The 22,493-nt window shown below is 70.8% G+C and carries 18 protein-coding genes; 4 read left to right on the forward strand and 14 right to left on the reverse strand.

Features of this window, described 5'->3' with window-relative positions; translation table 11 throughout:
• Nucleotides 1-190: 190 nt before the first annotated feature.
• The 4 genes from ABZW60_RS23305 to ABZW60_RS23320 form a co-directional block, all read right to left on the reverse strand.
• On the reverse strand, nt 191-1,954 hold the full coding sequence (locus tag ABZW60_RS23305; RefSeq protein ID WP_355479992.1) for an ABC transporter ATP-binding protein: 1,764 nt from the start codon (nt 1,952-1,954) through the stop codon (nt 191-193).
• Complete coding sequence (locus tag ABZW60_RS23310) at nt 1,951-3,717, reverse strand: ABC transporter ATP-binding protein (protein ID WP_355479994.1); 1,767 nt, start codon at nt 3,715-3,717, stop codon at nt 1,951-1,953. The genes ABZW60_RS23305 and ABZW60_RS23310 overlap by 4 nt, the downstream gene beginning before the upstream one ends.
• Nucleotides 3,718-3,722: 5 nt before the next feature.
• Nucleotides 3,723-5,438: an ABC transporter ATP-binding protein gene (locus ABZW60_RS23315; RefSeq protein ID WP_355479996.1), complete on the reverse strand. Its 1,716-nt coding sequence runs from the start codon at nt 5,436-5,438 to the stop codon at nt 3,723-3,725.
• A 152-nt stretch (nt 5,439-5,590) separates the two neighbouring features.
• A complete protein-coding gene (locus ABZW60_RS23320; RefSeq protein WP_355479998.1) occupies nt 5,591-6,208 on the reverse strand; it encodes a helix-turn-helix domain-containing protein in 618 nt (205 codons plus the stop codon).
• An 80-nt stretch (nt 6,209-6,288) separates the two neighbouring features.
• On the opposite strand from ABZW60_RS23320, the gene ABZW60_RS23325 reads away from it, so the two are divergent.
• On the forward strand, nt 6,289-6,924 hold the full coding sequence (locus ABZW60_RS23325; RefSeq protein WP_355480000.1) for a hypothetical protein: 636 nt from the start codon (nt 6,289-6,291) through the stop codon (nt 6,922-6,924).
• On the forward strand, nt 6,921-8,057 hold the full coding sequence (locus ABZW60_RS23330; RefSeq protein ID WP_355480002.1) for a cytochrome P450: 1,137 nt from the start codon (nt 6,921-6,923) through the stop codon (nt 8,055-8,057). The genes ABZW60_RS23325 and ABZW60_RS23330 overlap by 4 nt, the downstream gene beginning before the upstream one ends.
• Here ABZW60_RS23330 and ABZW60_RS23335 read toward each other — a convergent pair.
• From ABZW60_RS23335 to ABZW60_RS23350, 4 genes are all read right to left on the reverse strand, one after another.
• Nucleotides 8,047-9,360, reverse strand: coding sequence for a pitrilysin family protein (locus ABZW60_RS23335; protein WP_355480004.1), 1,314 nt, complete (start codon nt 9,358-9,360; stop codon nt 8,047-8,049). The genes ABZW60_RS23330 and ABZW60_RS23335 overlap by 11 nt on opposite strands.
• Complete coding sequence (locus ABZW60_RS23340) at nt 9,357-11,570, reverse strand: polyribonucleotide nucleotidyltransferase (protein WP_355480006.1); 2,214 nt, start codon at nt 11,568-11,570, stop codon at nt 9,357-9,359. The genes ABZW60_RS23335 and ABZW60_RS23340 overlap by 4 nt, the downstream gene beginning before the upstream one ends.
• 270 nt (nt 11,571-11,840) lie before the next feature.
• Entirely contained in the window at nt 11,841-12,113 is a 273-nt protein-coding gene (rpsO, locus tag ABZW60_RS23345) for a 30S ribosomal protein S15 (protein ID WP_131293203.1), read from the reverse strand.
• 129 nt (nt 12,114-12,242) lie between these two features.
• The gene (locus ABZW60_RS23350) at nt 12,243-13,211 is read right to left on the reverse strand and encodes a bifunctional riboflavin kinase/FAD synthetase (protein WP_355480008.1); all 969 of its coding nucleotides are present in this window, start codon (nt 13,209-13,211) and stop codon (nt 12,243-12,245) included.
• 119 nt (nt 13,212-13,330) lie between these two features.
• On the opposite strand from ABZW60_RS23350, the gene ABZW60_RS23355 reads away from it, so the two are divergent.
• Nucleotides 13,331-14,344, forward strand: a complete 1,014-nt coding sequence (locus tag ABZW60_RS23355) for an SGNH/GDSL hydrolase family protein (RefSeq protein ID WP_355480010.1) — start codon at nt 13,331-13,333, stop codon at nt 14,342-14,344.
• A gap of 40 nt (nt 14,345-14,384) precedes the next feature.
• On the opposite strand, the gene ABZW60_RS23360 is transcribed toward ABZW60_RS23355, so the two are convergent.
• Together ABZW60_RS23360 and ABZW60_RS23365 are read right to left on the reverse strand one after the other, a co-directional pair.
• Nucleotides 14,385-15,281: an NAD-dependent protein deacetylase gene (locus ABZW60_RS23360; protein WP_355480012.1), complete on the reverse strand. Its 897-nt coding sequence runs from the start codon at nt 15,279-15,281 to the stop codon at nt 14,385-14,387.
• Nucleotides 15,282-15,337: 56 nt separating this feature from the next.
• Nucleotides 15,338-16,201 carry an LLM class flavin-dependent oxidoreductase gene (locus ABZW60_RS23365; RefSeq protein WP_355480014.1) on the reverse strand — a complete coding sequence of 288 codons (864 nt, stop codon included), beginning with the start codon at nt 16,199-16,201 and terminating at the stop codon, nt 15,338-15,340.
• A gap of 136 nt (nt 16,202-16,337) precedes the next feature.
• Here ABZW60_RS23365 and ABZW60_RS23370 point away from each other — a divergent pair, with 136 nt between their 5' ends.
• A complete protein-coding gene (locus ABZW60_RS23370; protein ID WP_355480016.1) occupies nt 16,338-17,348 on the forward strand; it encodes a hypothetical protein in 1,011 nt (336 codons plus the stop codon).
• Nucleotides 17,349-17,352: 4 nt separating this feature from the next.
• Here ABZW60_RS23370 and truB read toward each other — a convergent pair whose 3' ends face one another.
• The 4 genes from truB to ABZW60_RS23390 all read right to left on the reverse strand — a co-directional run bounded on the left by truB (nt 17,353) and on the right by ABZW60_RS23390 (nt 22,480).
• Complete coding sequence (gene truB / locus ABZW60_RS23375; protein WP_355480018.1) at nt 17,353-18,270, reverse strand: tRNA pseudouridine(55) synthase TruB; 918 nt, start codon at nt 18,268-18,270, stop codon at nt 17,353-17,355.
• A gap of 4 nt (nt 18,271-18,274) precedes the next feature.
• Nucleotides 18,275-18,712 carry a 30S ribosome-binding factor RbfA gene (rbfA, locus tag ABZW60_RS23380; protein WP_355480019.1) on the reverse strand — a complete coding sequence of 146 codons (438 nt, stop codon included), beginning with the start codon at nt 18,710-18,712 and terminating at the stop codon, nt 18,275-18,277.
• 107 nt (nt 18,713-18,819) lie between these two features.
• Entirely contained in the window at nt 18,820-22,020 is a 3,201-nt protein-coding gene (gene infB / locus ABZW60_RS23385; RefSeq protein ID WP_355480021.1) for a translation initiation factor IF-2, read from the reverse strand.
• Between the two features lie 121 nt (nt 22,021-22,141).
• Nucleotides 22,142-22,480: a YlxR family protein gene (locus ABZW60_RS23390; RefSeq protein ID WP_355480023.1), complete on the reverse strand. Its 339-nt coding sequence runs from the start codon at nt 22,478-22,480 to the stop codon at nt 22,142-22,144.
• Nucleotides 22,481-22,493: the final 13 nt, after the last annotated feature.

Here is a 22,493-nt window from a genome sequence, read left to right on the forward strand (position 1 = left end):
TGTCAGGCGCAAAGCGGCGGCGCGTAACGTAGGCGTTACTTTGCCAAGACCTCAGATGACCAACCCTCGCTCACGGAGCGAGCCCTCACTTAATCAGATCAGTCCGCCGGAGTCATCTGATGACAGGTCAGATTTGTGCGAAACTCGTCACTGCGCACATGTGCGCAGTGTCAGCGCCACTCAACGACCGTCAGCGGTAACCAGCCGCTTGCAGACGGTAAAGCTCGGCATACGTACCGCCGTGTGCCATCAGCTCCTCGTGCGTCCCGCGTTCGATCACGCGGCCGCGCTCGAGGACGACGATGAGATCCGCCGACCGCACCGTGGAGAAGCGATGTGAGATCAGCAGGGTGATCCGCCCGTCGGCGCGTCCCGCGCGCGCCTCCGCGGCGAGCCGGTCGAACAGGGCCGCCTCGGTCTGCGGATCCAGCGACGCGCTCGGCTCGTCCATGATCATCAGCAGCGGCGCCGGCCGGACGAGCGCGCGGGCGATCGCCAGCTTCTGCCATTGCCCTCCGGACAGTTCGACGCCGTCGACCCACGACGTCCCCAGTTGGGTGTCGACGCCGTGCGGCAGTGCGTGCACGAAGGCCGCGTCCGCCTTGGTGAGCGCCGTCCGCACCTGCTCGGGCGACTCGGACAAGCCGCCGACCGCAACAGCCTCGCCGACCGTGAGCTGGTAGCGGACGAAGTCCTGGAAGCCGGCGCTCACCCTCTGCCGGTACTGCTCGAGGTCGAACGTGGTGAGATCGGCACCGTCGACGAGCACCTCCCCCGTGGCCGGCCGGTACATTCCGGTCAGGAGTTTGACCAGCGTCGACTTGCCCGCGCCGTTCTCCCCGACGATCGCGATCGTCCGGCCCGCGGGGAGAAACAGGTCCGTCCCTTGCAAAGCCGGGCGGTCGTCCGAGCCGTAGCCGAAGGTCACCTGGCGCAGTTCGATGCCGCTGACCAGACGTTGCGGTACTGGCGCCGTGCCCGGTTCTCGCTGCGCCTGCGCGCTGAGCCAGAAGTAATGCTCGGCCGTCGTGCGCACCCGCAGTACGGTGCCGGCCAGGTCGAGGACGCGGTTCGCCGCGCTCACCACCGCCCCGGCCAGGGCGAGCGCCAGAGCGACATCGCCCGGCGTGACCCGTCCGGCCATCGCCTCGCGCACGATCACGACCAGCGCGACGGCGTACGCGAGCGGGAAAACCGCCCACCCGACGGCCCCGATCGCGATGAACCGGAAGAGCGCCGACCGGGCGATCCGGTTCGCTGTAGCGGCCGCTTCGCGATGGTGACGCAGCAGTTCGTCGCCCAGGGACGCGACGTGGATCTCCTGTGCCGACGACGGTGCGACCGACACCATGAAGAGTTGTTGCGCGAGCCGCCGCTGCGGCGCCGCGTCCAGCTCCGACCGTCGGCGGATGCTTTCGGCCCGGCGGCTCAACCACAGCGAAGGAATCGCGACCAGGGGCAGCACCACCAGCACCGGCTTCAGCTGCGCCAGGAGGACGGTGCTGATGATCAGCTGGGTGACGACCAGCAGACCGATGAACGGCATCGTGACGCTGTCCGCGAGTTCCGACGCCTCTCGCCGCAACGACTGCAGGCGGTCCAGGAACTCCGGCCGCTCGAAATGATGGATCCGCGGCGCGCTCGTGGCCAGCCGGAGCACGCGTCGCTCGGCGACGTAGCCGGCCCGCTCGCGCATCCGGATCGTCGCCCACCGGTACCCGATCGGAGCCGTCAGCACGAACGTCAGCGCGACGGCCACCGCGATGCCGCCGGCAACCACCTGCCGCGGCTCGCCCGCGATGACCCCGTCGACCAACGGCCGGACGCCGAGCGCGACCAGCAACGGGCTGACGAAACTCGCCATCGTCACCGCGGTGTAGAGCGTGAACAGACCCGGCCCGATCTCCCAGCCGAGACCGACCAGCAGGCGGGCAGTGGCGATCCACGACTTCATGTCACGTCCTCGAAACGCGCAGCCTGCAACCGGAACAGGTGGGCGTAGGTCCCGTCGCGCTCGAGCAATTCGTCGTGCGACCCCTGCTCGATGATCCGGCCCTCGTCGAGGACGACGATCGAGGACGCCTGCCGCACGGTGGAGAACCGGTGCGAGATCACGATCGTCGTCAGCCCGGCCGTCAGGTCGAGGAACCGCCGGTACAGCTCCGCCTCGGACCGGGCGTCCAGGTGCGCGGCCGGCTCGTCCAGCACCAGTAAGGACGCTCCTTGCTCCACGGCGTACAGCGCTCGCGCCAGTCCCAGTCGCTGCCATTCGCCGCCGGACAACTCGACCCCGCCGTCGAACTCGGCCGAGAGCACGGTCTCCCAGCCGTTCGGCAACGCCTCGACGACGCTCGTCGCGCCGGCCCGTTCGACGGCCGCGTCCGGCGAGGCATCGGCGCGGCCGAACCGGACATTGGTGTACGCCGACATCGGCAGCCGCAACGGGTGCTGGAACACGACCGCCAACCTGCGTCGCCAGTCGGTGATGTCCAGGTCGGGCAGCTCCCTCTCGTCGATCGAGATCGTCCCCTGCGTCGGTTGATACAGGCCGCAGAGCAGCTTGACGAGGCTGGTCTTGCCCGCGCCGTTCGCGCCGACGACCGCGAGCGACCGACGGGCCGGGATCACCAGGTCGAGATCACGCAGCACCTGCCGGTCGACGCCTGGATAGCTGAAAGACACGCCACGGAAGGCGATCGCGCGGGCAGGCATTCCGGTCGCCGGACGCATTCCGGCCGCGGCCGGGTCCGTCGCGGACGAGACCGCCCGCAGCGCCGCGTCGTACCGATCGAGGGTCGCCAGGGCGAGCTCGGTCTGCAGGCCGGACCACGACGACTGCTGGATGCCGCCGAGAGCGACCAGGAAGGTCTGGACGTACGTCGCCGTCGCTCCGGCTGTCACCTGCCCCGCCACAGCCTCGCGGACCACGAGCACGATGCCGCCCAGGACGACGACGCCCAGGAAGGCGGTCGCGATCAACGGACGACGGCCGGGCGAGGTCAGCACGCGCTGCATCGTCGCGGTCCAGGTCTCGCCGTGCCGGGCCACGACGAAATCCGGCAACCCGAACACACGGATCTCCTTGGCCGCGGCCGGTGTGGTGCCGAGGTCGTTGAAGTACCGCATCCGGCGCGCCGACTCGGACGCCCCGTAGTGATGCCCGGCCTCGGTGCGGGACGCGACCCGGTCCTCGTACGCCGCCCACACACCCGCGACGAGCAGACCCGCGCCGAGCCACCAATGGAACCCGGCAAGGACGATTCCCGAAGCCAGCAAGACGATCCGGCCGGTGGCCAGACCGCCGATCGTGCTCGCGAGCCGGCCGGGACGTGCCCAGTCGGCCCGCAACGTGTCGCGCCCGACCTCCACGAGCGCGGCCGTCGCCGGATCCTCCAGACGCCGTACGCCGCCGGGCGCGGACACCGCCCGCATCAGATCGTGCTGCAGCACCGCGTCGACCTCCTCGCCGAGCGCGGTCGCCGACGCGCGCTGCAAGGTCCCCGCGACCCACTGCAGCAACAGACTCCCGGCACCGACGACGGCCCAGACCATCGCCCGCCGGCCGTCGTCCGCAGCGATCCCCGCGACCACCTGCCCGATCGCCAGCGCGGTCCCGATCGGCGCCGCCGCCGACAGCCCGATCGTCACGACCGTCAGGACGAACAGTCCACGCCCCGACCGCCAGGCCACCGACGCGAATCCCCGAAATCCGGTCACCGGCCCTAGTTAACTGCAGCCCGGGGACCACGCGCATCTCCTTGGCCGGCGAAGAGGCGGGCGAAGCGGCCGCTTGGGTGGCTCATCAGGTCGTCGTAGGTGCCCTGCTGGACCACGGTGCCGGCGTCGATGACGTAGATGCGGTCCATCTCCCGCAGGGTCCAGGCGCGGTGTGACACCACGATCGTGATCCGGCCGGCGCTGGTGCGGCGCAGCTCGGCGAAGATCTCCTGCTCCGCCTCGGCGTCGATCGCGGACGTCGGCTCGTCGAGGATCCAGACACCGGCGGCACGCAACCGGATCCGGGCCAGCGCCAATCGTTGCCATTGGCCGCCCGAGATCCCGGTGCCGCCCCATTGCTGCCCGAGCTGGGTGTCCAACGGCAAGTCCGCGGCGAAGGTGCCGGACAGCGCCGCCCGGACGTCCTCATCGGTGACGGTGTCCGGTGCACCGAGGCCGACGGCGTCCCGGAGCGGGAACTCGAACCGCCCGAACTCCTGTACCAGCAGGCCGAAATGCGCGAGCCGCTCGTCCTCGGACAGCGCGCCGGCGTCCGCGCCGTCGATCAGCACCCGCCCGGCGTCGGGACGCAGCGAACCGACGAGCAGGTTGATCGCCGTCGACTTGCCGGCACCGTTGACGCCGACGAGGGCGACCAGCTCGCCACGGCGGGCTTCGATGCAGACGTCGCGCAGGGCCCGCCCGGCAGCACCCGGGTAGCCGAACGTGACGTTGTCCAGGGCAACGGAATCGACCGTTCGGACCACTGCGCGCCGGCTCCGGTCCGGGATGCTGCGGACGAACCGCCGGTAGATCGCGGCCTGCGGTGCCGCGGTGACGATGCTGCCGAAGGCGTACCCGCACTGGCGGATCGCGTTCAGCCCGGTGATGGTCCCGGCCACCGCCGCGGCCGCCGCTCCCCCGCTCGCACCACCGACCACCAGCGCCAGCAGAGCTCCGCCGAACAGCAGGACCGTCACCAGCGCCGCGGCCAGCTCGTAGTTCATCGCGGTCCGGATCATCCGATCGAGGACCCAGGTCGCCCTTGCGCGGCTGTCGGCGACCAGCTCGGCCACCTTCCAGCCGGAGCCGAGAACAGCTAGTTCGGTGCCCGGCCGCTGCTGGACGAGTTGCTCGGTCGCGTACGCCGCTCTGCGCTCGGACGCACCCACCTGCGGCCAGCCCTTCGCCTCCATCCGCGAGATCAGCGTGAACGCGAGGACCGTCGGGAACAGCGCCGCGAGGACCAGCAACCCGGACACCAGGTTGATCGACGAGATCGCCACGCACAGCACCACCGACGTCGCCGCCGCGCTCAGCACCTGCACCGGCTTGCCGGCGACGTCGCTCATCGGATGCGTCGCCGCCTGACTGGCCTCCAGGTCCCGCACCACATCGGGCTCGGCCAGCCGGCTCGGACTCAACCGGGCCGCCGCCCGGGCGAGCTCGACCCGCAGCGCCAGCCGAAGCCGCAGCATCATCCGCTGCCCGGCACCGTTCGACACCTGGGTCAACGGATACATCGACCCGACCACGACGGTCAGCCCGAGCAACGGCCCCCACGGGTCGTCCGCCTCGACCAGGTCGCGGATCAGCACGACCTGCGCCCCCGGCAGGATCGCGAGCAGCAGTTGGAGAACGGAGTACAACGCCAGCCATCCCGGGGTGACCCGGACGGCATCGGCAACCGACTCACGGGCAGTACGCAACGCACCCAGCACAGTGATCCTCTTTCACGCAAGAGCAGCCGGATCCACGCCGGTGCTCCGACGCGGATCGATGGCCGCAAAATGCGTGTCATCCCAGCAAGCGGGCCTGGCCCGTGCATCCAGGGATCCAGTGGCAGATCACGTTGTGATGTTGTCCTGTCACTCTACCGATCCGGGAGGAGCTGGGTCACCAGGGCGTCCGCGGTCCATTCCTCCCACCGGGCGGCGTCCCACCCTCGGCGTACCGTGAAGAACTGATACACCTCCGGGCTGAGCAGGGCCAGGGCCACATCGGTCGCTCCCGCCGCGTCGAGGCCGGCGCGGAGCGGCGTCTTGGCAGCGAGCGCACCGATCAACTGGTCCATCACGACGGCTCGCTGGGTGTTGTTGGTTTCCCAGAGCTCGTGGATCTCGGGGTCGGCGGTCGCGGCGTGCGCCACGATCTGGAGCACCGGGGCGACACGCTCGTAGATCTCCCGGGCCAGGCGCGCCTGCTCGCGCAGTTGCGCCTCCGGGTCGGGGTCGGTGATCGCGGCCCGCACGCGCGGCCGGTCCAGGGTCGCCACCGGCTCGTCGTCGCCGGCGACCGCGACGTCCAGGAGCTCGCTCAGCAGCGCGCGCTTGGTGCCGAAGGTGAAGTACAGCGACTGCACCGACATCCCTGCCTCGTCGGCGATCGCCTGCATCGACGTCGCGGCGTACCCACGGCGGGTGAACAGCACCTGGGCCGCCTCGCGCATCCGCTGCCGGTTGGCCTGGGTCTTGTCCGCTCGTCGTGCCATGGGCCGCAGCATAGCAGTTGACTAGAGCGCCGCTCTAATGATTCGCTAGTGACTAACTCTAGTGAAATGGGAGGTCCGGGATGACCGAGACCCTGCCGGCGCCGGCCGGCGTCCGTCGCCAGTTGCGCACCACCGCCCGGCTCACCGCGTTCGCCGGCGGGCCCGTGTTCTGGCTGGGCACTTTGCTGCATCCGGCCCGCGACGGCTGGAGCATCGCGGCGGTCGGCGAGCGCTACGGGCTCACGCACGACATCCAGGCCCTCGGGCTCGGTCTGCAGGTGGTCTGCCTCGCGAGCCTGATCGCGCTGGGCGGTCAGCTCGCCCGGCGCGGCGACCTGCGGGCCTGGTACGCCGCCCTGGCCGGCACGCTGTTCTGGTTCGCGCTGATCGTCTTCGACGGGTCGCACAACCCGGTGCGTGCGGAGTACGCGCCGAGCATGGTGCACGAGCCGGCCGACCTCGACACCCCGGCCGCGCTGATCGTGTTCCCGGCGCTGCTCGTGTTCCCGCTGGGCTACGTCTGGCTGGGGCGGGTCCTGGGCCGGCACGGGCTGCGGACGGCGGGTGTCCTGCTCGGCGCCGGAGCCACGGCGTACACGCTCGGCGGTCTGTTCATCTTCACGTCCGGTCCGCGCTTCGGGCTGATCCAGCTCTTCGAGGTTGCCGGCGCGACGCTGTACGCCGTCGGCTACGTCCTGCTGGGACGGCGGGCATGAACGCGACCGAGATCCTCCAGGAGCTGCTGTCGCCCGCGGGCCGGGCCGACCCGTTCCCGCTGTACGCCGCGGCGCACCGCCTGGGACCGGTCCTGCCGGTGACCGAGGACGTGTTCCTGGTCGCGGGGTACGCGGCGGCCGACGAAGTCTTGCGGAGTCCTGGCTACGAGATCCCGTCGGAGCCTTCGACCCGGCCGGCGTTGTCGATGATGCAGCAGTCGATCCTGCGCGCGAACCCGCCGGACCACGGGCGGATGCGGTCGCTGATCGCGCAGGTCTTCACACCGCGGCGGGTCGCCGCGCTGCGGCCGGCGATCGAGGCCGCGGTCGACGACCTGCTCGACGGTCTTCCGGCCGAGGTCGATTTCATGGACCGGTTCGCGTTCCGGCTCCCGGTCACGGTCATCTGCGAGCTGCTCGGGGTGCCGGCCGACGATCGGCATCGCTTCCGGCCGCTGGCCTCGGACCTGACTGCGGCGCTGGAGCTCAGCGATGCGTCCGACGCCTCCGCCGACGCGGCGGCCCGTGAGTTGGGCGAGTACTTCGCCGGCCGCATCCGCGACCCATGCGCCGACGGTCTGGTGAGCGCGCTGGTCGCCGCCCGGGACGCGGGCGACGGACGGCTGTCGGACGAGGAGTTGCTGGCCAACCTGATCCTGTTGCTGGTGGCAGGCTTCGAGACCACCACGGACCTGCTGGGCAACGGTCTCGCGATCCTGCTCCGGGAGCCGGACCTGACGCCGGACGAAGCGTTCGTCGAGGAAGTCCTTCGGTACGACTCGCCCGTGCAGGTCACGACCCGCACCACCCGCGACGACGCGGAGATCTCCGGCACGTCGATCCCGGCCGGCGCCGGCCTCGTACTTCTGCTCGGCGCGGCCAACCGGGATCCCAGGCGTTTCCCGGAGCCCGACAGGTTCGACCCGTCGCGCCCCGGCAACAAGCCGTTGAGCTTCGGCGCCGGCGCGCACATCTGCCTCGGCAACAGCCTGGCCAGGCTGGAAGCCGCAATCGCCTTCAGCCGCCTGCGAGAACGTTGTGCCGCCATCACGCCGGCCGGCGAACCCGCCCGTCGCGATCGCCTGGTCCTGCGCGGCTACCAGTCCTTGCCGATCCGCCTGGTCAGACGGTGAAGGCGGTCGTATCTTCCTGGAAGGGGCCCATCACGGTCAGCGCCGGCGTGCCGGCGTACAGGTCGGCGGCCAGTTGGGCGACGTCGTCGAGGGTGACCGAGTCGATGCGGTGCAGGATCTCGTCGACGGTGGGCAGCTCGCCGTAGACCAGTTCGGCCTTGGCGATCCGGGTCATCTTGGCGCCGGTGTCCTCCAGGCCCATCACCACCGAGCCGCGCATCTGGCCCTTGCCGCGGAGCAGTTCGTCGGGGGTGATGTTGCCGCGGGCAATGGATTCCAGCTCGCCGCGGATCACGTCCAGGACCTCGGGGGCCTTCTTCGGCAGGCAGCCCGCGTACACCCCGACCATGCCCGAGTCGGCGTACGCCGAGCCGAACGTGAACACCGAGTACGCCAGGCCGCGCTTCTCCCGCACCTCCTGGAACAGCCGTGACGACATGCCGCCGCCGACGATGCCGTGCAGGACGCCGGCGATGTAGCGGCGCTCGTCGCTGCGGACCAGCCCGGGCATCCCGAGCACCAGGTGCGCCTGCTCGACGTCGCGGTGGTGCACCCGCACCCCGCCGTACGTCGGAACGCGCCGGGCGGGACCACGCCGGACGGCGACGGGCTCGGCCTCGGCGGTCACCCAGTGCCGCTCGAACGCCTTGCGGACCAGGCGGACGACCTCGGCGTGGTCGACGTTGCCGGCCACCGAGACGACGATGTTCGACGGCTTGTAGCGGCGCCGGTACCAGCCCACGACCTGCCGGCGGGACAGCCCGGCGACCGATTCCGGCGTACCGGTGATCGAGCGGCCCAGCGGGGACCGGCCCCACAGCTGCTCGGCGAACAGGTCGTGGATGTGGTCCGACGTCTCGTCGGCGTGCATCGCGATCTCTTCGTCGATGACGTCGCGCTCACTCTCCACGTCCGCGGGCGTCAGCGTCGCGGAGGTGATCATGTCGCAGACGACGTCGACCGCGAGCGGCAGGTCGGAGTCCAGCACCCGCGCGTAGTAGCAGGTGTACTCCTTGCCGGTGAACGCGTTCATCTCGCCACCGACCGCGTCGATCGCGGCGGAGATCTCCAGCGCGTCGCGGCGCTCGGTGCCCTTGAACAGCAGGTGCTCGAGGAAATGCGTCGCGCCGGCCAACTGCTCCGGCTCGTCGCGGGAGCCGACCCCGACCCACAGGCCGAAGGTGACCGAGCGGAAGCCCGGCACGGACTGGGACAGCACGCGAAGCCCGGAGGGCAGGACGGTCCGTTTCACCGGACCGCCCGCCTCCGGGCTCAGCAGCGTGCTGGTGATCGCTCGAGTCACTCTGCGGACTCGGCGTCCTTCTTCTTGTCGTCCTCACCCTCGATGACCGGGATCAGCGACAGCTTGCCGCGGTCGTCGATCTCGGCGATCTCGACCTGCAGCTTCTGCCCGACCGACAGCACGTCCTCGACCGCCTCGACCCGCTTGCCACCGGCCAGCGGACGCAGCTTCGAGATGTGCAGCAGGCCGTCCTTGCCCGGCAGCAGGCTGATGAACGCACCGAAGTTGGTCGTCTTCACGACCGTGCCCAGGTAGCGCTCGCCCTTCTCCGGCATGGTCGGGTTCGCGATCGCGTTGATCGCGGCCCGGGCCGCCTCGGCCGACGGGCCGTCGGTCGCGCCGATGTACACGGTGCCGTCGTCCTCGATCGAGATGTCGGCGCCGGTGTCCTCGGTGATCTGGTTGATCATCTTGCCCTTCGGGCCGATGACCTCGCCGATCTTGTCGACCGGGACCTTCACCGAGATGACCCGCGGGGCGAACTCGCTCATCTCACCCGGCGCGTCGATGGCCTTGGCCATCACGTCCAGGATCGTCAGCCGCGCGTCCTTGGCCTGCTTCAGCGCGCCCGCCAGGACGCTGGCCGGGATGCCGTCCAGCTTGGTGTCCAGCTGCAGCGCGGTGACGAAGTCCTTGGTGCCGGCGACCTTGAAGTCCATGTCGCCGAAGGCGTCCTCGGCGCCGAGGATGTCGGTCAGCGCGACGAACTCCTCCTTGCCGTCGACCTCACCGGAGATCAGGCCCATCGCGATACCGGCGACCGGGGCCTTCAGCGGCACACCGGCGTTCAGCAGCGACAGGGTGGAGGCGCAGACCGAGCCCATCGACGTCGACCCGTTCGAGCCGAGCGCCTCGGACACCTGACGCAGCGCGTACGGGAAGTCCTCGCGCGACGGCAGCACCGGCACCAGGGCCCGCTCGGCCAGCGCGCCGTGACCGATCTCGCGGCGCTTCGGCGAACCCACCCGGCCGGTCTCACCGGTCGAGTACGGCGGGAAGTTGTAGTTGTGCATGTACCGCTTGCGGGTCTCCGGGGAGAGCGTGTCCAGCTGCTGCTCCATCCGGAGCATGTTCAGCGTGGTGACACCCAGGATCTGGGTCTCGCCGCGCTCGAACAGCGCCGAACCGTGCACCCGCGGGAGCACGCCGATCTGCGCCTTCAGCGGCCGGATGTCGGTCAGGCCGCGGCCGTCGATCCGGACCTTCTCCGTCAGCACGCGCTGCCGGACCAGCTTCTTGGTCAGCGAGCGGAACGCGGCGGACAGCTCCTTCTCGCGACCCTCGAAGTCGGCGGCGAGCTTGTCCACGGTGGCGGCCTTGACCGCGTCAGTGGCGTCCTCACGCTCGTGCTTGCCGGCGATCGTCAGGGCCTGCGCCAGCTCCTCGCTCGCGGCGGCCTCGACCGCGGCGAACGCGTCGTCGGCGTAGTCCGGGAAGACCGGGAACTCGGCGGTCGGCTTCGCGGCCCGCCCGGCCAGGTCGGCCTGGGCCTCGACCAGGGTCTTGATGAAGCCCTTGGCGGCCTCCAGACCCTCGGCGACGATCTCCTCGGTCGGCGCCTGCACGCCGCCGGCGACCTTCTCGAAGGTGCCCGGGGTGGACTCGGCCTCGACCATCATGATCGCGACGTCACCGGACTCGGTCACCCGGCCCGCGACCACCATGTCGAAGACCGCGTCCTCGAGCTCGGTGTGGGTCGGGAACGCCACCCACTGGCCGTCGATCAGCGCGACGCGGACGCCGCCGATCGGGCCGGAGAACGGCAGGCCGGCCAGCTGGGTCGACATCGAGGCCGCGTTGATCGCGAGCACGTCGTACAGCTTGTCCGGGTTCAGCGCCAGGACCGTGATGACGACCTGGATCTCGTTGCGCAGGCCGGACACGAACGACGGCCGCAGCGGGCGGTCGATCAGCCGGCAGGTCAGGATGGCCTCTTCCGAGGGCCGGCCCTCGCGGCGGAAGAACGAGCCCGGGATCCGCCCGGCCGCGTACATCCGCTCCTCGACGTCGACCGTCAGCGGGAAGAAGTCGAACTGGTCCTTGGGCTTCTTGCTGGCCGTGGTGGCCGAGAGCACCATCGTGTCGCCGTCGAGGTACGCCGCGGCGGAGCCGGCGGCCTGCTGGGCCAGACGGCCCGTCTCGAAGCGGATGGTGCGGGTGCCGAAGCTGCCGTTGTCGAGGACGGCTTCAGCGAATTCGGCGCCCTCCATGGGCGCGCGTGTGGATCCCGACACGGGATACCCCTCTCTCACAGTGTGACGACTGCGAGGCGCGAGCTTCCGGGGTGCCGGTCTTCGATCGAGGCCCGCGGGTGCCTGTTGTGTGTCACCCGAAAGCCACTACCGAGGACCGGTCGTCCTCCCGCCACGCGCTTCGCGTCGCCTCGTACGTCTTGCTGTTCGGTATTCAGTTGTTCCACGCCGGGGCGTGGATACGCCAGGAGCGGCCACCCAGGTTTCGGGGGGCCGCTCCTCGCGACGTCATCGGCGGAGGCCGAGCCGCTCGATCAGGGACCGGTAGCGGTTGATGTCCTTCTTCGCCAGGTAGTTCAGCAGCCGGCGGCGCTGACCGACGAGCAGCAGCAGGCCACGACGGCTGTGGTGGTCGTGCTTGTGCTCCTTCAGGTGCTCGGTCAGGTGGCTGATCCGGTACGTCAGCAGCGCGACCTGGACCTCGGGGGACCCGGTGTCGCCCTCGGTCAGGGCGTACTCGCCCATGATCTTCTTCTTCGTTGCGGCATCAACAGATGACACAGGATTCCTCTCGATTTCCGTTGCGCGGCGCACCGGGGCATTCTTCACCCGAGCACTCTCGATCCGCGGCCGTTCAGACGGCAGCAGCCAGCGTATCAGTCTGTGGACTGGACCCCTAATCAGCCCAGGTCAGGCCTGATCGGTGCCAAGCAGGCGGCGCGCCGCGTCGACGTCCGCCTTCATCTGGACGAGCAGCTCGTCGATGCTGTCGAAACGGATCTGGGTGCCGCGCAGCCGGGCGACGAAATCGATCGCGATCGTGGCGCCGTACAGCTCCAGGTCGTCGCGGTCCAGCACGTACGACTCCACGCGCCGGTCCACGCCGTCGAAGGTCGGGTTGCTGCCGACGCTGATCGCCGCGGGCAGCGGGTCCGGGTACGCCGGGGCGCCCGGGGCCGGTGTGAGCACGGTGAGCCACCCGGCGTACACACCGTCCTGCGGGACCGCGGCGCCCGGGTCGGCCGGGATGTTCGCGGTCGGGTAGCCGAGCTCGCGGCCGCGCTTGTCGCCCTCGACCACGACACCGGTGACCCGCAGCGGGCGGCCGAGCGCCTCCGCCGCGGCCTCCACGTCGCCGTCGGCGAGCCGCTGCCGGACGTACGTCGACGACCACGGCTGCTGATCGCCCGCGAGGCCCAGCCCCTCGACCTGGAAGCCGTACTGCGCTCCGGCCCGGACGAGCGTGTCGACGTGGCCGGCCGCCTTGTGACCGAAGCGGAAGTTCTCACCGACCACGACCGCCTTGGCGCGCAGCGCGGTCACCAGCGTGCGCTCGATGAACTCCTCCGGCGTCCAGTGCGACACCTCCGTGGTGAACGGGAGGATCAGCACCGCGTCCGCGCCCGCCGCCCCGAGCAGCTCGGCACGCCGGGCCGGATCGGTGAGCATCAGCGGCGCGTGATCGGGCCGCAGCACCCGCATCGGGTGCGGGTCGAACGTCATCGCGACCACCGGCAGGCCGCCCAGCTCGGCCGCCCGCGCGCGGGCGTGCGCGAGCACCTCCTGGTGACCACGGTGCACGCCGTCGAAGTTGCCGATGGTGACGACCGACGGCCCGAAATCCGGGCTCACCTCGTCCAATCCGTGCCAGACACGCATGGCAGCAGGATTCCATGGTCGGCGGCGATTGCTTCAACCAGGTCCACGATCACCCCTTGTAATCGTGCGGTGACTCAACTTAGGGTGGGTCGCGCACTGGTGAGCCCTGGGGAGGTCTTGTGAAGCTACGCCGTCTGGTCGCCGCCTGCGCGGCACTCACGCTGGTGGCCGGCCTGCCCGCCGCCAACGTCGCGCCCGCCGCCGCCACGCCGCGCTTCACGAAGTACGTCGCGCTCGGCGACTCGTACACCTCGGCGCCGTTCGTCCCGCTGGCCGACCTGCTGTCGCTCGGCTGCGCCCGGTCGTACAGCAACTACCCCAAGATGCTCGCGGCGGCGCTCGGCGTGTGGCGGTTCACCGACGTCAGCTGCGGTGGCGCCGACACCACGAACATGACCCAGCCGCAAAGCACGGTCCTCGGCACGGCCGCGCCGCAGTTCGACGCGCTGACGCCGGACACCGACCTGGTGACGCTCGGGATCGGCGGGAACGACTTCGGCGTCTTCGGCGACATCATCGGCACCTGCCCCGGGCTGCGGGCCTCGGACCCGTCCGGCGCGCCGTGCAAGGCGCACTTCACGGTCGACGGCGTGGACACACTGCGGGCGAAGATCGAGCAGACGCAGACCCGGATCGCGATCGTCGTCCAGGGCATCCGGGCGCGGGCGCCGCAGGCGACGATCGTGCTGATCGGGTATCCCAAGATCGCGCCGGAGCACGGCACCTGCCCGGCGGTCCTGCCGTTCGCGGACGGCGACTACGCGTACCTGTACTCGATCGAGCAGGCGCTGAACGCCGCCGTCGCCGGTGCCGCCGCGGCCGGCGGAGCGACGTACGTCGACACCTTCACCCCGTCCACCGGGCATGACGCGTGCGCGCCGGACGGGCAGGCGTGGATCCAGGGCAAGGACATCAACCTGCTGCGGGCGCTGAACTACCACCCGCGCTACGAGGGCGAGGCCGGGATGGCCTCCCTCACCTACAAGACGCTGACCGGCCAGGCGCCGGTCGTGACCGCAGTGGAGCAGTCCGCCTGGGCGGCCAAGGCCCGCGCTCTGGCGAAGCAGGCCGCTGCCTCCCCGCAGGCCCTCGAGGCCTCCAAGAACCGCGTACGGACCAGCGCGCAACGCTGACCCTTTCCAATCCGTACCGCGGACCACGGGCCGGGCCACCTCACGCGTGGCTCGGCCCGCTGGCTTCTCGCACCAGATCCGTCAGCGCCTGCCCGAGCGGGAGATCGACGCGGTACGTCGCATACGGGTCGCCGCGGGTCAGCCCTTGGTTGACGATCAGGACCGGCGTACCGGCCTTGGCGGCGTACCGGACGAAGCGGAACCCGGACATCACCGTAAGGGACGAGCCGAGGACGAGGACGGCGCTCGCGTCGTCGATCAGCCGGTAGCAGCGCTCGACGCGGCCCTTCGGGACGTTCTCGCCGAAGAACACCACGTCAGGTTTGAGAACACCGCCGCAGACCGTGCAGGACACGACGGTGAATGTCTCGACGATGTCCTCGGGGAGCTCGACGTCGCCGTCCGGGTTGATCCGGGTCGCCTCGGCCGTGAACGCCTGGTTCGCGGCCCGCAGGCGGCGGTCGAGGACCTCGCGGGCGGACGTCGTACCGCAGCCGAGGCAGATCACCCGGTCGAGGTTTCCGTGCAGTTCGATCACGTCGCGGGCGCCGGCTGCCTGGTGCAGGCCGTCGACGTTCTGCGTGATGACGCCGCTCAGCCGGCCGTGGGCCTGGAGGGCCGCGACCGCGCGGTGGCCGTCGTTCGGAGCGGCGCGGGCGATGGTGCGCCAGCCGAGATGGCTGCGCGCCCAGTACCGCTGCCGCGCGGCCTCGCTCCCGGTGAAATCGCCGTACGTCATCGGGGTATGCGTCCGCAGACTGCCGGTCTCACCGCGGTAGTCGGGGATCCCTGATTCGGTCGAGATCCCGGCACCGCTCAGTACGACGACGCGCCCGGCGGCCACGGTCCGCGCGACCGGGCCGATGTCCGTCGTCCCCGGCGCCAACGCCAGCACCTCGGGCCCGGGGGCCCACTCCAACGTCGGACGAGAACGCACCCCTCCAGCGTACGTGCCCACTGACTCCCCCGCCCCCACTCAGCGCTCCGCGCCGATCAGTCGACGCGAGGCGGTCCGGCTTTCAGACGGCGCTCGGCGGCCCCACGGACGACGTCTCGGTCCATGGAGGACCAGTCCGCGTCGATCCACCAGGTGGCGCCGGCTTCGGCCCACGGGCGGACTGTGTCGGCAGCTTTGGGGTCGTCGGCGCGGGTCGTGCCTTCGGCAACCACGTCGTACCCGTCCATCGTCAGGCCGTGCGCGGCCCGCTCCTTGCGGATCCAGTCGACTCCTTCGGCCAGGAGCTCCGGAGTCAGCTCGCCCGCCTGCTGACCCGGCGCCAGGATCGGCGCGTAGTTCGGCAGCCAGCCGTCCTGGAGCGCCGCGCGGCGCATCGACTTCGGGCGCGGCCAGCCGCCGACCACCCAGGTCGGGACGCGCGGCTGCTGGACCGGCGGCGGTGGCGCGGGCGGCATCAGCTCGGCGACCTTCCGGGACCGGTAGTGCTTGCCGGTGAACTCGAACGGCTCGTCCCGCCACAGCTGCTGGAGCATCTCCAGCGACTCGTCCATCAGCTCGGCCCGCACCTTCCGCCCCGGATCGTCCTCGAACAGCCAGAACCGGTCATCCCCCGTCACCCCCAGACCGGCCGCGAGGATCACGCGTCCACCGCTCAGGTTGTCCACGGTCGAGACCTGTCCCGCCACGTCCCACGGTTTGCGGCGCGGCAGCGGCGTGAGCATCGTCCCCAGCCGGATCCGCTCGGTCGTCATCGCGGCCGCGCCGAGCATCACCCAGGCGTCGATCCCCCAGATCGACTCCCAGACGAAGAACCCGTCCCAGCCGTGCTGCTCGGCGATCACCGCCAGCTCGGCCGCATCCCGCGCATCGCCGTACGCCATCACGAAGCCATATCTCATGGTCCGGCACGCTACGCGGCGGCACCGACAAGAACGGCCGCCGTCACTGAGTGACCACTTCGGATAACCATCCGCCAAGCGTTTGCATCGTAGGTAGACGTCAGCGGTTCGAACCCAGATCACTCAAGGGGAATTCATGCAGATATCCGTACTCCGGTCGGCCGCCCTCCTGACCTCGCTGGTCGTCGCCGGATCGGTGTTCGCCGGAATCACGCCCGCGGCGGCGGAGACGTCGAGTTGTGTGGCGACCGAGCTGCCGTTGCCGGCCGGTACGCCGAGCGACGTGTTCGCCGGACTCAGCGCGTCGGACTCGTCCGGCCGGTACCAGCTCGGGTCTCTCCAGGACGTGCAGGGAAACCGGACGTCGCTGTTCTGGACCGACCGCGGCGCGCCGGTGGTACTCGCGCCGTTCCCGGGCACGAACTCGCCGGTCGACGTGAACAGCAAGGGCACCGTCGCCGGGGTGACGCAGGACGCCGACGGCAAGGTACAGCCATGGCTGTACTCGCGAGGCGTCGCCCGGAAACTCGCGGTGCCGGCTCACCTCAACGGCGTCACGCTGCGGGCAATCAACGACCGGGGCGACGTCGTCGGCTACGGCCAGGACACCGTCACCGGTCACACCGTGCCGGTCGTGTGGCCGGGCGGCGGCAAGCCGCAGCGGCTGCACGCGAGCGGATCGGCGTACGCCGTCGACATCAACGAGAGCGGTGTCGTCGTCGGGAGTACGTGGACCGATGACGGCGAGACCGCGCTGGTGTGGAAGGCCTGGGACGCCGAGCCGGTGACGCTGACGGGTGAGGCCGGAGCGAACGTCTCGCCGACGAAGATTCGCGGCAACTGGATCGTCGGCATCCAGACCCTCAGCGACGGCAGCGTGATCGGTGCTCGCTGGAACCTGCGTGCCACCAAGGGTGTGAGCTTCCCGAACATCCTGGACAGCGTGAACAGCTCCGGCGATGTCGCCTACCAGACCGTCGACGGGAAGACCTTCGTTTCGCGCCCGGACGGGACGCAGTACGCGATCGACGCGGCCGGATACAACACCGTCCGCTACCTCTACGAGCGCGGCCAGTCCGTGGACGCCGCCGGTGACCGCGACTACGGCTGGAGCCGGGCCGTCCTGTGGTCCGGCTGCGCCAACTGACAGTTCACGGTGCCGGTCGTCTGCTCACGAAGACTGCGGTGGGCTTGGCGACCGGGCCGTGCGGCTCGTAGAGGGCCAGGAACGTGCCGTCCGGGGCGAACATCGCGGTCTGCCCGTCGACCAGCTCGAGCCCCGGCAGCGGCCGGCCGGTGCGGATCGCGGCCGCCTGGGCCTCGTCGGCGTCGTACCGCGGGAAGGTGCCGGCGGCAACGTCCGCGATCGGCAGCCAGTCGAACGACGTCGCCAGCGACTCCAGCGAGTGCGCGGTGGCCAGGCCGAAGGAACCGACCCGGGTCCGCCGCAGCGCGGTCAGGTGACCGCCGACGCCGAGCTCCGCGCCGAGATCGCGGGCCAGCGCCCGGATGTAGGTGCCGCTGGAGCAGTCCACCGAGACGTCGACCGAGATCCCGTCCGCGTCCGGCCGGACGTCGAGGATGTCGTAGCGCGACACGGTCACCGCGCGCGCCTTGAGCGCGACCTCCTCCCCCGCCCGCACCCGCTCGTACGCCCGCCGGCCGTCGACCTTGATCGCCGACACCTTCGAGGGCACCTGGGAGATCTCCCCGCGGAAGCCCTCGACGGCGGCCGAGATCGCCTCGGCGGTCACCCCGTCGACCGGCGCCGTGGACAGGATCTCGCCCTCGGCGTCGTCGGTCGTCGTGGTGGCGCCGAGCCGGATCGTCGCGTCGTACGACTTGTCGGCGAGCTGGAGGTGGCCGAGCAGCCGGGTCGCCCGGTTCAGGCCGACGACCAGGACGCCGGTCGCCATCGGGTCCAGCGTGCCGGCATGGCCGACCTTGCGGGTGCCCGCCAGCCGGCGGATCCGGGCGACGACGGTGTGCGACGTCATCCCGGCCGGCTTGTCGACCACCACGATCCCGTCCGACACCGGCGTGAAGTCAGGACTCGACACAGCGCTCAAGAACTCAGTCCTGCTCGTCCTCGTCGTCGTCCTTGTGCTTGTACGGATCCGCGTCGCCGGCCGGCTTCGCGCCCGCGGCGGCCTTGGCCACCTCGGCGTCGGCCATCCGGGCCTTCTCGAGCAGCTCCTCGATGTGGCCCGCGGTCTCCGGCACGGCGTCCAGGAAGAACGCGACGCTCGGGGTGTGCCGCAGCCCCAGGGCCTTGCCGACCTCGCTGCGGATCAGGCCGCGCGCCGACTCCAGCGCGGCCGCGGTGTTCGCGCGCGCCTGCTCGTCGCCGTACACCGTGTAGAAGATGCTGGCCTCGCGCAGGTCGCCGGTCAGCCGGGCGTCCGTCACCGTGACGAATCCCAGCCGCGGGTCCTTGACCCGGCGCTCGAGCAGCTCCGCGACGAGCACCTGGATCCGGTCGGCCAGCTGCTTCGCCCTTGCTTCACCCATCAGGGCTCACTCCCTCATTCATGAACAACGTCCGGAGAGACCGCAGTCTCTCCGGACGCTACTCCTCGGTGACCCGCGCCGGGTCACCGCCTACTGTCCTTACACGGTCAGCTGCGCGGCTTCTCGCGGAGCTCGAACGCCTCGACGACGTCGCCGATCTTGATGTCGTTGAAGTTGTTGATGGTCAGACCGCACTCGAAGCCCTCGCGGACCTCGGACGCGTCGTCCTTGAACCTCTTCAGCGACGACAGCTCGGTGTTGTCGAGCACGACCGCGCCGTCCCGGATCAACCGGACCTTCGCGTTGCGCTTGATCAGGCCGCTGGTCACCCAGCAACCGGCGATGTTGCCCACCTTCGAGGAGCGGAAGATCTCCCGGATCTCCGCCTGGCCGAGGGTGACCTCCTCGTAGATCGGCTTCAGCATGCCCTTCAGCGCGGCCTCGATGTCGTCGATCGCCGAGTAGATGACCGAGTAGTACCGGACATCCACGCCCTCGCGCTCGGCCAGGTCACCGGCCTTGCCCGCCGGCCGCACGTTGAAGCCGATGATGACGGCGTTCGACGCGATGGCCAGGTTGACGTCGTTCTCGTTGATCGCACCGACACCGCGGTCGATGATCCGCAAGGACACCTCGTCGCCGACCTCGATCCGGACCAGGGCATCTTCCAGCGCCTCGACCGAACCGGACACGTCGCCCTTGAGGATCAGCAGCAGCTCCTGGGTCTCGCCCTTCTCCATCGAGGCCATGAAGTCCTCGAGGGTCCGGCGAACGCGACGCTTGGCGTTGGCGGCCGCGCGAGCGCGGGCTTCCCGCTTCTCGGCGATCTGCCGCGCGCGGCGGTCGTCGTCGACCACCAGGAACTTGTCACCCGCTCCCGGCACCGCGGTCAGACCGAGCACCAGGACCGGACGCGACGGGGTCGCCTCCTCGACGTTGTTGCCGTGCTCGTCGAGCATGGCCCGGACCCGGCCGTACGCCGGACCGACCACCATCGAGTCGCCGACCCGGAGCGTGCCGCGCTGCACCAGCACGGTCGCCACCGGACCACGGCCCTTGTCGAGGTTCGCCTCGATCGCGATGCCCTCGGCGTGCATGTGCGGGTTGGCCCGCAGGTCCAGCGCCGCGTCCGCGGTCAGCACGACGCCCTCGAGCAGGCCGTCGATGTTGATCCGGGACTTCGCCGAGACGTCGACGAACATCGTGTCGCCGCCGTACTCCTCGGGCACCAGGCCGTACTCGGTCAGCTGACCGCGCACCTTGGTCGGGTCCGCCGCCGGGACGTCGATCTTGTTCACCGCGACCACGATCGGGACACCCGCCGCACGGGCGTGGTTCAGCGCCTCGATCGTCTGCGGCATCACGCCGTCGTCGGCCGCGACCACCAGGATGACGATGTCGGTGGCCTGCGCACCACGGGCACGCATGGCGGTGAACGCCTCGTGACCCGGGGTGTCGACGAAGGTGATCGCCCGCTGCTGGCCGTCGACCTCGGTGGTCACCTGGTACGCACCGATGTGCTGGGTGATACCGCCGGCCTCGTCGGCCACGACGTTCGCCATCCGGATCGCGTCCAGCAGCTTGGTCTTACCGTGGTCGACGTGACCCATGACGGTCACCACCGGCGGCCGCGGAGCCAGGTCGCCCTCGCCGCCCTCGTCGTTGCCGAACTCGATGTCGAAGGACTGCAGCAGCTCGCGGTCCTCGTCCTCCGGGGACACGATCTGGACGTCGTAGTTCAGCTCGGTCCCGAGCAGCTCGAGCGTCTCCTCGTTCACCGACTGGGTCGCGGTCACCATCTCACCGAGGTGGAACAGCACCTGGACCAGCGACGCCGGGTCGACACCGACCTTCTCGGCGAAGTCCGTCAGGGACGCGCCGCGCGGCAGCTTCACGACCTCGCCGTCACCGTGCTTGACGCGCACGCCGCCGACGGCCGGAGCCTGCATGTTGTCGAATTCCTGGCGCTTGGCCCGCTTCGACTTGCGGCCACGCCGCGCCGGACCGCCCGGACGCCCGAAGGCACCCTGCGTGCCGCCACGACCGCGGTTGCCCGGACCCGGACGGCCACCGCCGCCACCGGGCGGGCCGCTGGGGCCGCCGCCACCCGGACGGAAGCCACCGCCACCGCCGCCACCACCGCTGCGCGGACCGGCACCCGGACCGCCGCCGGGACGACCGCGGCCGCCACCGCCGGGACCGCCGGAACCGCCACCGGGACGACCGGTGAACGTGCCGGCCGAGGACTTCGGCATCATCGCCGGGTTCGGACGCGGGGCGCCCGGCACACCACCCGAACGCGGACGGTCGCTGCCGCCGCGCTCGCCGCCACGCTCACCGCCGCGACCCTGCGGCGGACGCGGGGCCATCCCGGCCGGGCTCGGAGCGCCCTGCCGGTCGCCGCCGCCACCGCCACCCGGGCCGGGGCGCGGTCCACCGCGCTGCATGCCCTGGGTCGAGCTGAACGGGTTGTTGCCCGGACGCGGCGCACCCGGACGCGGACCGCCGCCACCCTGGCCGCCCGGACGGGGCGCACCGGGACGCGGGGCCCCCGGACGTGGGCCGGCACCGGGACCACCCGGACGCGGGCTCGCACCCGGACCACCCGGACGCGGGCCGGAACCCTGACCACCCGGACGCGGGCCGGAGCCCGGCGCGGCCGGACGCGGGCCCTGACCACCCGGACGCGGGCCGGAGCCCGGCGTGGCCGGACGCGGAGCCGGACCGTCGGCACGACGGGCCGCCGGGGCGGCCGGAGCCGTGGTGTCGGCCGCCGCCGGCGCCTCGAAGGCAGGCGTCGCCGGAGCCGGCGTCTCGGCCTTCGCCGCCGGAGCGGACTCGGCCGGAGCCGGCGCGGACTCCACCGGAGCGGTCTCCTGCCGCGGACCCGGCTTCGGGCCCGGACGCGGACCCGGCTTGGCACCCGGGGCCGGAGCGGACTTGACCGGCGCGGCCTCGGCCGCGGGCGCCTCGACGGCCGGAGCCGCCTCGGTGCGCACCTCAGCGGCCGGCGCGGGGCGCTCGGCCGGAGCCTTCGGGGCCGCCGGCTGTGCCGGGGCAGGCTTGGGCGCCGGCGCGACCGGTGCGGTCGCCTGCGGCGCGGCAGACGTGCTCGCGGCGGCCTTCTTGGCCGCACGCTTCTTCGGCGGGTTCTTCTCGAACTCCTCCGCCAACCGCCGGACGACAGGTGCCTCGATCGTCGAGGATGCCGACCGGACGAACTCGCCCATGTCGTTCAGTCTGGTCAGAACGACCTTGCTGGTAACTCCGAGCTCCTTCGCGAGCTCGTAGACCCGGACCTTTGCCACTACTCTCCCTCTGGTCCGAGCCTGGGCGCGGACCGTTAGTTGACGTACGTGCTCATCGCTTTGCACTCATCGGTAGACACTCATCGAGTGGTCATGAGTCGATGACCCGCCTTCATGTCGGTCACGGACGATCCGGTCGGACCGCCGCGGACGGCCTGCCGGCCGCCGTTTGCACTGCTTCTTGCTTATCACGCTGCGCGACGTACTCCCGCAGCCCGGTCACGTCGAGCGGACCCGGGGCCTTGAAGGCCCGTGGGAACGCCTTGCGCCGGACGGCGAGGTCGAAGCACTCGATCGAGGGGTGCAGGTGCGCCCCACGGCCTGGTGCCCGACGATCGGGATCCGGGAGGACGAGTCCTCCGGAAACCGTCATCCGCAGCAAGTCAGCCGGACTGTTCCGCTTCCGGCACCCGATGCAGGTGCGCTCCGTGGCCTTGCCAGGGCGCGCGTCCGCCGTCACTTTCAGGGTGATC

The sequence above is a fragment of the Kribbella sp. NPDC003557 genome, assembly GCF_040610805.1.
Classification (GTDB): Bacteria; Actinomycetota; Actinomycetes; order Propionibacteriales; family Kribbellaceae; genus Kribbella.

Excerpts from the sequence above, each read along its gene's own strand:
- ABZW60_RS23325 (WP_355480000.1), top strand. The coding sequence starts at position 6,289 with ATGACCGAGACCCTGCCGGCGCCGGCCGGCGTCCGTCGCCAGTTGCGC.
- ABZW60_RS23305 (WP_355479992.1), bottom strand. The coding sequence starts at position 1,954 with ATGAAGTCGTGGATCGCCACTGCCCGCCTGCTGGTCGGTCTCGGCTGG.
- ABZW60_RS23330 (WP_355480002.1), top strand. The coding sequence starts at position 6,921 with ATGAACGCGACCGAGATCCTCCAGGAGCTGCTGTCGCCCGCGGGCCGG.
- ABZW60_RS23365 (WP_355480014.1), bottom strand. The coding sequence starts at position 16,201 with ATGAGATATGGCTTCGTGATGGCGTACGGCGATGCGCGGGATGCGGCC.
- ABZW60_RS23350 (WP_355480008.1), bottom strand. The coding sequence starts at position 13,211 with ATGCGTGTCTGGCACGGATTGGACGAGGTGAGCCCGGATTTCGGGCCG.
- ABZW60_RS23320 (WP_355479998.1), bottom strand. The coding sequence starts at position 6,208 with ATGGCACGACGAGCGGACAAGACCCAGGCCAACCGGCAGCGGATGCGC.
- ABZW60_RS23370 (WP_355480016.1), top strand. The coding sequence starts at position 16,338 with ATGCAGATATCCGTACTCCGGTCGGCCGCCCTCCTGACCTCGCTGGTC.
- rbfA (WP_355480019.1), bottom strand. The coding sequence starts at position 18,712 with ATGGGTGAAGCAAGGGCGAAGCAGCTGGCCGACCGGATCCAGGTGCTC.
- ABZW60_RS23340 (WP_355480006.1), bottom strand. The coding sequence starts at position 11,570 with ATGGAGGGCGCCGAATTCGCTGAAGCCGTCCTCGACAACGGCAGCTTC.